At 63.0% G+C, this 12,271-nt stretch carries 12 protein-coding genes; 5 read left to right on the plus strand and 7 right to left on the minus strand.

Annotation, left to right across the window (positions count from 1 at the left end):
- Positions 1 to 37: 37 nt before the first annotated feature.
- The 6 genes from prmA to P0D71_RS24600 all read right to left on the minus strand — a co-directional run bounded on the left by prmA (position 38) and on the right by P0D71_RS24600 (position 4,848).
- Positions 38 to 940, minus strand: a complete 903-nt coding sequence (gene prmA / locus P0D71_RS24575) for a 50S ribosomal protein L11 methyltransferase (RefSeq protein WP_408301154.1) — start codon at positions 938 to 940, stop codon at positions 38 to 40.
- 3 nt (positions 941 to 943) lie between these two features.
- Entirely contained in the window at positions 944 to 2,311 is a 1,368-nt protein-coding gene (gene accC / locus P0D71_RS24580) for an acetyl-CoA carboxylase biotin carboxylase subunit (protein ID WP_091799014.1), read from the minus strand.
- 132 nt (positions 2,312 to 2,443) lie between these two features.
- The gene (gene accB, locus P0D71_RS24585; RefSeq protein WP_012434379.1) at positions 2,444 to 2,914 is read right to left on the minus strand and encodes an acetyl-CoA carboxylase biotin carboxyl carrier protein; all 471 of its coding nucleotides are present in this window, start codon (positions 2,912 to 2,914) and stop codon (positions 2,444 to 2,446) included.
- A 69-nt stretch (positions 2,915 to 2,983) separates the two neighbouring features.
- Positions 2,984 to 3,439 carry a type II 3-dehydroquinate dehydratase gene (aroQ, locus tag P0D71_RS24590; RefSeq protein WP_091799017.1) on the minus strand — a complete coding sequence of 152 codons (456 nt, stop codon included), beginning with the start codon at positions 3,437 to 3,439 and terminating at the stop codon, positions 2,984 to 2,986.
- A gap of 194 nt (positions 3,440 to 3,633) precedes the next feature.
- Positions 3,634 to 4,185 carry a TlpA family protein disulfide reductase gene (locus P0D71_RS24595; protein ID WP_091799020.1) on the minus strand — a complete coding sequence of 184 codons (552 nt, stop codon included), beginning with the start codon at positions 4,183 to 4,185 and terminating at the stop codon, positions 3,634 to 3,636.
- Between the two features lie 9 nt (positions 4,186 to 4,194).
- On the minus strand, positions 4,195 to 4,848 hold the full coding sequence (locus P0D71_RS24600) for a UDP-N-acetylmuramate--alanine ligase (RefSeq protein WP_408482557.1): 654 nt from the start codon (positions 4,846 to 4,848) through the stop codon (positions 4,195 to 4,197).
- Between the two features lie 279 nt (positions 4,849 to 5,127).
- Here P0D71_RS24600 and mpl point away from each other — a divergent pair, with 279 nt between their 5' ends.
- From mpl to mtgA, 5 genes are all read left to right on the plus strand, one after another.
- Positions 5,128 to 6,522, plus strand: coding sequence for a UDP-N-acetylmuramate:L-alanyl-gamma-D-glutamyl-meso-diaminopimelate ligase (gene mpl, locus P0D71_RS24605; protein ID WP_408186840.1), 1,395 nt, complete (start codon positions 5,128 to 5,130; stop codon positions 6,520 to 6,522).
- A complete protein-coding gene (locus P0D71_RS24610) occupies positions 6,519 to 7,121 on the plus strand; it encodes a YqiA/YcfP family alpha/beta fold hydrolase (protein WP_091799030.1) in 603 nt (200 codons plus the stop codon). Before mpl ends, P0D71_RS24610 begins: the two co-directional genes overlap by 4 nt.
- 184 nt (positions 7,122 to 7,305) lie before the next feature.
- The gene (locus tag P0D71_RS24615) at positions 7,306 to 9,420 is read left to right on the plus strand and encodes a ribonuclease catalytic domain-containing protein (protein WP_408482558.1); all 2,115 of its coding nucleotides are present in this window, start codon (positions 7,306 to 7,308) and stop codon (positions 9,418 to 9,420) included.
- Positions 9,417 to 10,280: a shikimate dehydrogenase gene (aroE, locus tag P0D71_RS24620; protein ID WP_091799036.1), complete on the plus strand. Its 864-nt coding sequence runs from the start codon at positions 9,417 to 9,419 to the stop codon at positions 10,278 to 10,280. The genes P0D71_RS24615 and aroE overlap by 4 nt, the downstream gene beginning before the upstream one ends.
- Positions 10,281 to 10,345: 65 nt before the next feature.
- Positions 10,346 to 11,068 carry a monofunctional biosynthetic peptidoglycan transglycosylase gene (gene mtgA / locus P0D71_RS24625; RefSeq protein WP_408482559.1) on the plus strand — a complete coding sequence of 241 codons (723 nt, stop codon included), beginning with the start codon at positions 10,346 to 10,348 and terminating at the stop codon, positions 11,066 to 11,068.
- Positions 11,069 to 11,640: 572 nt separating this feature from the next.
- On the opposite strand, the gene P0D71_RS24630 is transcribed toward mtgA, so the two are convergent.
- The gene (locus P0D71_RS24630) at positions 11,641 to 12,093 is read right to left on the minus strand and encodes a hypothetical protein (RefSeq protein WP_408482560.1); all 453 of its coding nucleotides are present in this window, start codon (positions 12,091 to 12,093) and stop codon (positions 11,641 to 11,643) included.
- Positions 12,094 to 12,271: the final 178 nt, after the last annotated feature.

Here is a 12,271-nt window from a genome sequence, read left to right on the forward strand (position 1 = left end):
AAGCCGGAAGGCCGTTGGTTGGACAATACGCCTTATTCTAATGGCTTTCGCGGCGCGTTCCCGACAGACATACCCAACCTTCGTGTTCGCGCCATACGCTGATATCGATCCATCGTGCGTAGACCTGCGCGACTTCGTCCGCTTGCCGAGCCAGAATGCCGGACAGCGCGATCCGGCCACCCGGCTTGACCTTCGATGAGAGCATCGACGCCATCAGCTTGAGCGGGTTGGAGAGAATGTTGGCGACCACGATATCGAACTCGCCAGTGGGACATTCGTCGGGCAAACCGTACGTGACGTCCGCGCGGTTACGCTCGCTGTTGTGACGCGCCGACTCGACCGCTTGCGGGTCGATGTCGATGCCGTACACCGGATCGGCGCCACACTTCTTCGCCAGAATCGCAAGGATGCCGGAGCCGCAGCCGTAGTCGAGCAATGACTGCCCGGGCTTCACCGATTGCTCCAGCCATTCCATGCAAAGCCGCGTGGTGGGATGGCTGCCGGTGCCGAACGCGAGGCCAGGATCGAGCTCCAGCACGAGTGCTTCAGGGTCCGGTGCGTCGTGCCACGACGGCACGACCCAGATACGTTCGCCGATCTTGATCGGATCGAACTGCGACTGCGTGAGCCGCACCCAATCCTGATCCTCGACTTCACGCACGGTGAATGACGGCGCTGTCTCCAGGCCGATTTCATTGGCTGCTGCGGTCAGCAGCACTGCCGGCTCGTGTTCCGGCGCGAGCAGTGCGATCACGCGCGAACGCTGCCACGCCGTGCGATCCGGCGTGAGACCGGGCTCGCCGAACAGCGGCTGCTCGTCGGGCGTGTCGGCGTCCGCATCTTCGACCGATACGGACAGCGCGCCCAACTCGAGCAGCGCGTCGGAGAATTCCTCCGCGTGCTCGCGTGCCAACTCGGCGATCAGTTCCCGGTAGCTCATGACTTACGCTTCTTCCGGCGCGGCCTGCTGCTTCGCGGCCAACCGGTTTTCGAGGTAGTGAATGCTGGTGCCGCCTTCGACGAACTTCGCGTCCAGCATCAGCTCGCGGTGCAACGGGATGTTGGTTTGAATGCCTTCCACCACCATTTCCGACAGCGCGATGCGCATGCGTTTGATCGCCTGTTCGCGCGTGGCGCCGTAAGCGATCAGCTTGCCGATCATCGAATCATAGTTCGGCGGTACGAAGTAGCCATTGTAGGCGTGCGAGTCGACGCGGATGCCGGGGCCGCCCGGCATGTGCCACGATGTCAAACGTCCCGGCGACGGAGTGAACTTGAACGGATCCTCCGCGTTGATCCGGCATTCGATCGCGTGACCCTTGAACACGATGTCGCGCTGACGGAAGGCGAGCTTCTCGCCGGCCGCAATGCGGATCTGTTCCTGCACGATGTCGACGCCCGTGATCAGCTCGGTCACGGGGTGCTCGACCTGCACGCGCGTGTTCATTTCAATGAAGTAGAACTCGCCGTTTTCGTACAGGAACTCGAAGGTACCCGCGCCAAGATAGCCCATCTTCTTGCAGGCGTCCGCGCAACGATCGCCGATACGGTCGATCAGGCGGCGCGCGATACCCGGCGCCGGCGCTTCTTCGATCACTTTCTGGTGACGGCGCTGCATCGAGCAATCGCGCTCGCCCAGCCAGACAGCATTCTTGAACGAATCGGCCAGCACCTGGATTTCGATGTGCCGCGGGTTCTCCAGGAATTTCTCCATGTAGACCTGCGGGTTGCCGAACGCACGGCCGGCTTCTTCGCGCGTCATGTTGACCGCGTTGACCAGCGCCGCTTCCGTGTGAACCACGCGCATGCCGCGGCCGCCGCCGCCGCCGGCGGCCTTGATGATGACCGGGTAGCCGACCTGGCGGGCAATCTTCACGATCTCTTTCGGATCTTCCGGCAATGCGCCTTCCGAACCCGGCACGCACGGCACGCCGGTCTTGATCATGGTCTGCTTGGCCGTGACCTTGTCGCCCATCATCCGAATCGTTTCCGGACGCGGGCCGATGAAGGTGAAGCCGGACTGCTCGACGCGCTCGGCGAAGTCGGCGTTTTCCGAGAGGAAGCCGTAGCCGGGGTGGATCGCTTCGGCGTCGGTGACTTCCGCCGCGCTGATCAGCGCGGGCATATTCAGATAGCTCAGGTTGGAAGGCGCCGGGCCGATACAGACCGCCTCGTCGGCGAGCTTCACGTACTTGGCTTCCTTGTCGGCTTCCGAATAGACGACGACTGTCTTGACGCCAAGCTCGCGGCAGGCGCGCTGGATACGAAGCGCGATCTCGCCACGATTGGCAATGAGGATTTTTTCAAACATAGCGGGTTTTCGACTCATCAATGGGCGCCGGGTTGATCACAACGCCGGCTGCCTCAGAGGATCGGTCGCGCGCCTTGGGGACTGCGGGCGCGCGGGCGGCATGCGCAAAAAAGAAGCGCTAAGCGTGCCGCGTCAGCCGACCACGAACAGCGGTTGGCCGTACTCGACCGCCTGGCCGTTTTCGACGAGGATTTCCTTCACCACGCCGGACTTGTCCGACTCGATTTCGTTCAGCAGCTTCATCGCTTCGATGATGCAGATCGTCTGGCCTTCCTTGACCGTGTCGCCCACCTGGACGAACGGGTCGGCGCCCGGCGACGGCGCGCGGTAGAACGTGCCGACCATCGGCGAGGTCACCACGTGGCCTTGCGGCGCGGCGGCGGCCGGCGTGGCCGGCGCAGCTGCGGCAGCGGCCGGCGCTTCACCGCCGATGGCCGGCGCCGGTTGCGCGTATTGCGGCGCATACGAGGCGGACGGTTGCACGTAAACCGGCGGCGCATTCTTGACGATGCGAACCTTGCCTTCGCCCTCGGTCACTTCGAGTTCGGAAATACCGGACTCCGAGACGAGGTCGATCAGAGTTTTCAGTTTACGTAGATCCATCAGGAAGCCCCTTTCAATGCGAAAAGTGCCGGCGCATACGCAGCCGGCGCAAATTAGACGTGTTTGGAATCAGCCGCGCGACGAGCCGGCGGCGAGCCGGTCGAGCGCGAATTCGAGCGCGTACAGATAACCCTTCCAGCCGAGGCCGCAAATGACGCCCTCCGCCTGGTCGGAAAAATACGAGTGATGCCGGAACGGTTCGCGACGATGCACGTTCGACAGATGAATCTCGACGAACGGGATGCCGACCCCCGCCAGTGCGTCCCGAATCGCCACGCTCGTGTGCGTGTACGCGGCGGGATTGATCAATATGAAATCGGTCTGTTCAGTCCGGGCGGATTGGATGCGGTCCACCAGAGCGCCTTCATGGTTGCTCTGGAACGACGCGAGTTCGACGCCGGCGTCCGCTGCGCGGTCCGCCAGCGCCTGATCGATCTGCGGCAAGGTCACGCGACCGTAGACCTCGGGTTCCCGGGTGCCGAGAAGGTTGAGGTTGGGTCCGTGCAGTACCAGCAGTCGCGTCATGGTCGCTTCTTTTTCCGTGGAATTGGGCGCACTTTAGCGCTGATTAGAGAAACTTGTCTAGTTTCCCGAACGTACGGTTAGATTACGGCGGCATTTTGCCGCCGCGCCGGGCGCCCATCTTCTCTCAAATCCGAGCGATTTGCGCGCATTTTTGCGCGTTCTGCGAGTATTTGAGTGTCAAAAGAATGTGAAATTTAAAGCGCGTCGAGGGTCTTTTTCAGCGCTTGCGGATCGATTTGTCCTAATTTTGTCGAGCGAATCTCACCTTTTGCGTCGATTACGACGGTAAAGGGCAGGCCGCCCGCCGTATTACCGAAGGCCCGCGCGAGGTCGGCCCCGCCGAAGCCCGTGACATACACCGGGTAGGCCACTTTCACTTTCTGCAGGAACGCCTGAACGTTTTTGTCCGAATCGACGCCAAGTCCGACGAACTGGATGCCTTTTCCTGCGTAGTCGCGCTGAAGCTGGGACAACGCCGGCATTTCTTCGACGCAAGGCCCGCACCACGAGGCCCAGAAGTTGACGACGATTGGGTGTCCTTTAAGCGAACTTAAGGTTTGCGGCTTGCCGTCCACGGTGGTCACCGGAGCGCTCCACAGTTGGGCGACAGCGCTTTCGCCGGAAGCCGGCTGTGCATTGGGCGCGACTTCGGTGTTGCCGCCGTTCAGCCAGTGGCTCGCCAGCACACCGCCGCCCGCGGCGACGATCGCGACAAGCGCGCCCGCCAGAATCCGTCTCGTGTTCATCTTGTCAGTCTAGTTAGTTGATGGGGCGACGTCGCTGCCGTCGAGCAGCGTCTGTACGGCTTGCAGATTCGCGCGCGCGGTACGGCCGCGCGCGTCGGCCCGTACCGCGCCGCGCAGGTCGTTCGTTTCGTAGAGCGCGACGTGCACGCCGACCGGTTCCGCCTCGCGCCCTTCATTGGTGGGGCGCCACAGGAAGCTGAGCGTCTCGACATAGCCGCGGCCGGCGAAATGCCGCGTTTCCGAAACGTCGTACTGGATGTTCGCGTTCAGGAAGTAGATCGCGACTTCTTTCGGGTTGTCGCAGAAAACCTGCAGGTGAATGTCCGAGTGTTCGCCGGCTGTGCCGCCGAGCACCGCGCCGGTCAGATAGGGGTTGAACGGCGCGAGCCGCTCCATCCAGTCGACCGCGATACGGCGCAGGCGCCGCAATAGAGCAGGCTGGCTGTCGCCCTGGAACAGCGACTGATATTCCCGGATTTCTTCTTCAATCTGGTCGTTATCCGGCAGCCATTCGCCGGCAACACGGCTCTCGCCGACCACCTGCCGGGCCGCTTTGCGCTTCGCCGTGGCGTAGTCCAGACCGTCTTCGGCGATCATGCGCGCAGCCGCGATGGCGATTTCCTCGCGCACGCGCTGCGGATCGAAATGTGATTTGCGAACCATCCCCCGATCATACTAGAGATTGATGACAGCCTTTCCTGGCGGGTCGCACCGCGCGGCCGGGCACGGGAAGTACGGGCAAGCGTTCATAGGGCGATCGGGAGGCGTCGGTTACAATAGCGTCCTTTGCAGACGGTCGATTCGGCCGCTCTTCTGCGCTCCCATCCCTCTCAGGAAAACGCCGGCCCGCCCCAAGTTTTCTTGCCCCTCTGGGGGCCTGGCGCGAAGCGGCAGGTTTAGGGGGTCGTTCCAGAAAAAACGCCCGCGCGGCACGACAGGCTTATGCACATCCACATCCTCGGTATCTGCGGCACGTTCATGGGCGGTCTCGCGGTCCTCGCGCGCGGCGCGGGCCACACCGTGACGGGTTGCGACGCCGGCGTCTATCCGCCCATGAGCACCCAGCTCGAGGCACAGGGTATTCGTCTGATCGAAGGTTATGACGCGGACCAGTTGAACGGTCTGAATGCCGACCTGTTCGTGATCGGCAACGTCGTCTCACGCGGCAACCCGCTGATGGAAGCCATTCTCGACCGCGGTCTGCCGTACACTTCCGGCCCGCAATGGCTCGGCGAGCACGTGCTGAACGGCAAATGGGTGCTGGCGGTGGCCGGCACGCACGGCAAGACGACCACCAGCTCCATGCTGACCTGGCTGCTCGAAGACGCTGGCCTCAATCCGGGCTTTCTGATTGGCGGCGTGCCGCTGAATTTCGGCGTGTCGGCCCGGCTGACCGATTCGAGCTTCTTCGTGATCGAAGCCGACGAGTACGACACGGCCTTTTTCGACAAGCGCTCGAAGTTCGTCCACTACCGGCCCAAAACCGCCGTGCTGAACAACCTCGAATTCGATCACGCGGACATTTTCCCCGATCTGGCCGCGATCGAAACGCAGTTCCATCATCTGATCCGCACCGTGCCGGGCATTGGCCGCATCGTGACGAACGGCCGTGAAGACGCGCTGGAGCGCGTGCTGACGCGCGGCTGCTGGAGCGAAGTGGAGCGTTTTGGTGTGCAGGGCGGCTGGGAAACCTTGCCCGCGGAAGACGGCGTGCCGGTCGACGAGCGTTTCGCCGTCTATCACAACAGTGAGCGCGTCGGCGTGGTCGAGTGGCAGGTGCAAGGCGAGCACAACCGCATGAACGCGCTGGCCGCGATCGCCGCCGCGCGCCACGTCGGCGTGCCGCCGGCGCAGGCGGCCAGGTCGCTGGCGAGCTTTCGCAACGTCAAGCGCCGCATGGAAGTGCGCGGCAGCGTGGACGGCGTGACGGTCTATGACGATTTCGCGCACCATCCCACTGCCATCGACACGACCGTCGCGGGGCTGCGCGCCCGCGTAGGGCGCGAGAACACGCGCATTCTCGCCGTGCTGGAGCCGCGCTCCAACACCATGAAGCTCGGCGTGATGAAAGCGCAATTGCCGGCCAGCCTCGCCGACGCCGATCTCGTGTTCGGCTACGGCGCGCCGACCGGCCGCGACGCGCTCGGCTGGAATCTCGGCGAGGCGCTCGCGCCGCTCGGCGGCAAAGCGCAGGCTTTCGACAATCTCGACGCGCTGGTCAAAGCGGTAGTCCACGCCGCGCGCCCCGGCGATCAGATTCTGGTGATGAGCAACGGCGGCTTCGGCGGCGTGCACCAGAAGCTGCTCGACGCTCTTTCCGCGCGAGGCACTTCGTGATCCTCTATCTGCACGGTTTCCGCTCGTCACCCAATTCGTTCAAGGCGCGCGTGCTGGCGGCGCGGCTCGTCGAACTCGGCCGCAGCGACGAATGGTGCTGTCCGATGCTGCCGGTCTCGCCGTTCGAGACGGTGGCGCTCGCCGAGTCGCTGGTGGCCGAAGCCAAGCCGAAAAACGTCACGCTGATCGGCAGTTCGCTCGGCGGCTATTTCGCCACTTATCTGGCGGAGAAGCATGGCTGGCCGGCGGTGCTGCTCAACCCGGCAGTCGTGCCGCAGCGCGACCTGAGCGCCTATCTCGGCGAGCAGCCGTTGTGGCACGGCGGCGGCAGCATCGTCGTCGAGCCGCATCATCTGGATGAATTGCGCGCGCTCGGCGTCGCGTCGATCACGCGGCCCGATCGCTATTATTTGATGGCCGCGACCGGCGACGAAGTGCTCGACTACCGCGAAATGCTCGCGCACTATCCCGGCGCACGCACTACGCTGATCGAAGGGAGCGACCACGCGATCAGCGAGTTCGCGCAATACGTCGACGAGGTGCTGGCCTTTTGCGACGCGGAAGACGTCGAACCGCCCGCCCCGCGCGAAGCAGCGTAGGGTCGGCCAGGCCGGGCTTTCCAGCAGCGAGACATTGGCTGCTGATCAGATTCATGCCGCCGGCGCGCGTGTAACGCGTCGCGGATCCACTACCACGAACACGTTGCCGTGCCGCGCATGCAGTGACCAATCGCAGAGCAAGATCGGGCGCGCCGGCAGATGCAAGTCAGAACGAGAGTATTGAGTGAACGTTTTCTTCGAGGAATCGGGCAGTTTCAAGGCGGGCAGCGTGCTGTCGCGCCAGGGCGATGCGTTTCAGGTCGAACTGCCGGGCGGACGCCGCGCCAAGGTGCGCGCGAAAGACGTGCTGATCGAATTCGAAAAGCCGACTGCGGCCGAGTTGATGCAACAGGCCGACGCCGCCGCGCAGGAGATCGACCTGGATTTCCTGTGGGAATGCGCGCCTGACGACGAATTCCCGTTCGCCACGCTCGGCGCCGAGTATTTCGGCGAGCGCTTCGGCTCGATCGAGCGCGCCGCGCTGGTGTTGCGCATGCACGGCTCGCCGGTGTACTTCCGCCGCAAGGGCCGCGGCATGTATCAGCGCGCGCCGCAAGAACAACTGAAGATGGCGCTTGCCGGACTCGAGCGCAAGCGTCAGCAGGCGCTGGTGCAGGCCGGCTATGAGGAAGAGCTGAAGGCCGGCCGTTTGCCGGAAGCCTTCACCGGCAGCAAGGCGCTGGCGCTGTTGACCAAGCCCGACAAGAACACGATCGAATACAAGGCGCTCGAAGGCGCGGCGGCGGCGCGCGGCATTTCGCAAGCGCGCCTGATGCTCGAATGCGGCGCCATTCCGTCGGCGCGCGCATTGCACGAGGCGAAGTTCCTCTCGGAGTTTTTCCCGCATGGCACCGGCTTCCCGCCGGTCACCGTCGGCGCGTTGCCCGAAGATCTGCCCGAAGCGAACGTGCAGGCGTTCTCGATCGACGACATCACCACGACCGAAATCGACGACGCCTTTTCCGTCGAGCATCTGGCCGATGGCCGTGTGCGGATCGGCGTGCACATTGCCGCGCCGGCGCTCGGTATTCAGCGCGGCGACGAGGTCGATGCGATCGCGCGCACGCGCCTGTCGACCGTGTACATGCCGGGCGACAAGATCACCATGTTGCCCGACAGCGTCGTCGAAGCGTTCACGCTGGCCGAAGGCGGCTTGCGCCCCGCGCTTTCGCTGTATGTGATCGTCAATCGCGAGACGCAGGAGATCGTCGCGAGCGAAACGCGCGCCGAGCGCGTGTTCGTGAAGAACAATCTGCGCCACAACACGCTCGACGAGCTGGTGACTGAAGAGGCGCTCGCCGCCGGCACCGGCGACTATCCGCACAAGGAAGACATCGCCGTGCTGTGGCCGTTCGCGCAGGCGCTGTTCGAAAAGCGTCAGACCGCGCGCGCCGGTTACGGTTTGCGTCGCGAAGTGCAGCGCAATACGGATTTCAACTTCTACGTGGAAGGCGAGCACATCACGATCACGCCGCGCCGGCGCGGTTCGCCGCTCGACACGATAGTCGCCGAGCTGGCGATTCTCGCCAACTCGTCGTGGGGCGCGTTCCTGCACGACCACGGCGTGCCGGGCATTTATCGCACGCAGCGCGCGTTCGGCGCCCCGACCGGCCCGAAGCGCACGCGCATGCAAACCAACGCCGCGCCGCATGAAGGCCTCGGCGTCACGCAGTACGCGTGGAGCACGTCGCCGCTGCGCCGTTATGTCGACCTGGTGAACCAGTGGCAGTTGATCGCCTGTGTGCAGCACGGCGTGACCGCCAAATTGGCCGCACCGTTCAAGCCGAAAGACGCCGACCTGTTCGCCGTCGTGCAAGGTTTCGACGATACCTACACCGCGTATGCCGATCATCAGCGCCGCATGGAGTACTTCTGGTGTCTGCGCTGGCTGAAGCAGGAAAACAGGAAGCAGGTGGTGGCATCGGTCGTGAAGGGCGATCTGGTGCGTCTCGAAGAGATTCCGTTGCTGCTGCACGTGCCGGGTCTCGGCGTGCACGCGCGCGGCACGCGCTTGCAGATGGAAGTGATGTCGATCGACGAGTTGACCGTCGAAGCGTCCGTGCGTCTCCTGCACGTGCTCGACGCGCCGACCGTGACGAGCGGCAGCGAGGCTGAGGAAGCGGACGAGAGCGAAGAGGAAATCATCGACGCTGCCGACGAGAGCGCCGAAGGCGAAGCCGAGGCTCAGGCCGAAGCCGAACTCGAGGGCAACGAGGCGGCCACGCCGAGCGACGCCGCCAATGGCGATGGCGCGAACGATCCCGCCACTCAACAGCAGATTGCGGAGCCCGGACGATGAGCGCCAACGATTCACTCGACCGTTATGCGGTCATCGGCAATCCGGTCGGCCATAGCAAATCGCCGTTCATTCATGGACGTTTTGCCGAACAGACCGGCGAGCCGGTCGAGTACGGCCGTCTGCTCGCGCCGGTGGATGCGTTCGTGCCGCATGTGCGGGCCTTCATCGAGGCAGGCGGGCGCGGGCTGAACGTCACCGTGCCGTTCAAGCTCGAAGCGCATGCGTTGGCCGACACGTTGTCGCCGCGCGCGGCGGCTGCGGGCGCGGTGAATACGTTGCGCGTCGACGCGAACGGTATTTTCGGCGACAACACCGATGGCTTCGGTCTCGTGCGCGATATCGAGGTGAATCTCGGCGTGTCGCTGAAGGGCGCGCGCATTCTGTTGCTGGGCGCGGGCGGCGCCGCACGTGGCGTGGTTCTGCCGATGCTCGAGCGCGCGCCGCATACGCTCACCATCGTCAATCGTACGGCGGAGAAGGCCGAAGCATTGGTCGGCCAGTTCGCGCAGGCCGCGAGTGACGCCTCGTGTCGTCTGAGCGGTGGTAGCGCGCGGGTGATCGAAGCGAGCGCGTATGACGTGATCGTCAATGCGACGGCGGGTAGTCTGGACGCGTCGTTGCCCGAGTGCGACGACCGCGCGTTCGGCAGCGGCACGCTCGCCTACGACATGATGTACGGCGCGCATCCGACGGTATTCATGGAGCACGCGCGGAAGCTGGGTGCACGCGGCGCCGATGGACTCGGCATGCTGGTCGAGCAGGCGGCCGAGTCGTTTTACGTTTGGCGCGGCGTGCGGCCCGACGGCGCGCCGGTGCTGGCCGAATTGCGTGCGCAGTTGGCTGCGCCGTCGCACGCTTAACTGCGCGTCACGCTAACGCTGCGTCTTACCTTGCCGAATTCAATGACACGAGGACCTGGAGCACGATGACAGCAACGCGGCGCGTGAGCCGGCCAGGTCCGGTGCGATGGATCGTCTATCTGGGCACGGTGGTGGCGATCGCTTGGATTGCGACGCAGGCGTTTTATTTCGCGCAGATCGCCGTTTGGAATTACGTCAATCCACGCAGCACTGCGTTTATGCGTTCGGACGCGTGGCGCTTGTCGCAGGATCGGCCGGATCTTTCCGTGCAGCATACGTGGGTGCCGTATGACCAGATTTCGCGCAATCTGAAACGCGCGATCATCGCTTCCGAGGATGCGAATTTCGTCAATAACAATGGGTATGAGACGGACGCTATCTTGCAGGCCTGGGAGCGGAATAAGGCCAAGGGCAAGATTGTGCGCGGTGGGTCGACCATTACTCAGCAGTTGGCGCGCAATCTGTTTTTGTCGCGGGAGAAGAGTTATATCCGCAAGGGGCAGGAACTCATCATTACGTGGATGCTTGAGGCCTTGATGGATAAGGAACGGATCTTTGAGATTTATCTCAACTCCGTTGAGTGGGGGAATGGGGTTTATGGGGCTGAGGCCGCGGCTCGTTATTACTATAAGACTTCAGCGAGTAAGTTGACTGCTGCGCAGTCGGCCCGGTTGGCTGTTATGTTGCCGCAGCCTAAGTATTTTGATGAGCATCGAGGGTCGCCTTATCTTGCGCAGCGGTCGCGGGTTATTGCTCGCAGGATGGGGGCGGCGGAGTTGCCCGATTAGTTTTTTTTTGCCTTTGCGGCGTGGTTGTGGTTTTGTTCTTTGGGTTTTTGGCCTTTCCTTGATTTGTTTGTGGTCTATTGGCGTTGCCCCTGTGCGGGGCGGCACCTACTTTCTTTGCCGCGGCAAAGAAAGTAGGCAAAGAAAGCCGCTTTGAACCGCCAGCCCATAAGCGGGTCCCCCGCACAGCCACGATAGTGGTGCATCTGGAGTCGGCGTTCTCGCACACTCGGCCTTCGTGACATGGCCGTCATGCCTTCCGCCTCACGCTACGCGTTCGCCGGAACGGTCTGCTCAAAAACATTGGTTGCGTTTGTGCGCTGTGGGGGCCGTGGGCTTCGCCTCGGCGAAATGCCGTAGTGTGCACCTCTTTTTTTTGATGCGGCTCCGCACTGGTGTTCACCAGAGCGCTCATGGTGGACGCATGATTCGCGCTTGGGTTAGTGTCGCAGTGCCCTCTAGACGATTAGGGCGCGTAGGTGGCGGCTTCGTCACGTAGCGACGCGATGCTTCAGCTTTTGGCGACGCGGTGCTTCTAGCTTTTCAGGTGCCTGTCGTAGTGGGGCATTGCGCCGTCAATGTGCCGTGGTAGTTGCTCGCGCGATCGTTCGGAAGCGGGTCCGTCCGTTCTCCAGCGTTCTCGTGGCGCCAATGCGTTCGCGCTTTTCTGATGCAGTCTGCGTAGCCTTCGAGAGAAGGTCCGCTGCGTGTCGCGCTGTGATGCGGTTTTGAGCAACGCCCTTCGCGTCGAGCGCGATGACCTGATACAACTCACGGTCGATTTCGACTTCGCGCTGGTAATCCTCCCCAGTGTCGATTAACAGTTCCAGCAACTTCCGCTGACTATGTCTCTCATCTCGCGTCACTGCCGGACTCCTAACTATTGAGGCCGCAAGCTTGATCAGTTTGTCCAGTTGGTCTAGTTGCCTTTCAACTAAACCGAAAGCGGATAGGGCGAGCTTTTCGTATTGAAGTGCGTCAACGGGTGGGCGCGACGTGACTCGAGAATTCTTGATGGATTTACTCATGGCGCGATCTCCCTGAAACTTGACTGGATCGCCCGTCACGCGCTTGGAGGGTGGTGAGCGGGCACAGTGACAGGTCGACAGACCGGCGTAGAACCAAACCGGCAGACCCGTAGGTCTCCATGCCAAGGCCCGCCCATGGAAAGGAGGCGTGCTTAAGCTAACGCGCGCCTGCGATACA

Source organism: Paraburkholderia sp. RL17-383-BIF-A, assembly GCF_046028015.1.
Lineage (GTDB): Bacteria > Pseudomonadota > Gammaproteobacteria > Burkholderiales > Burkholderiaceae > Paraburkholderia.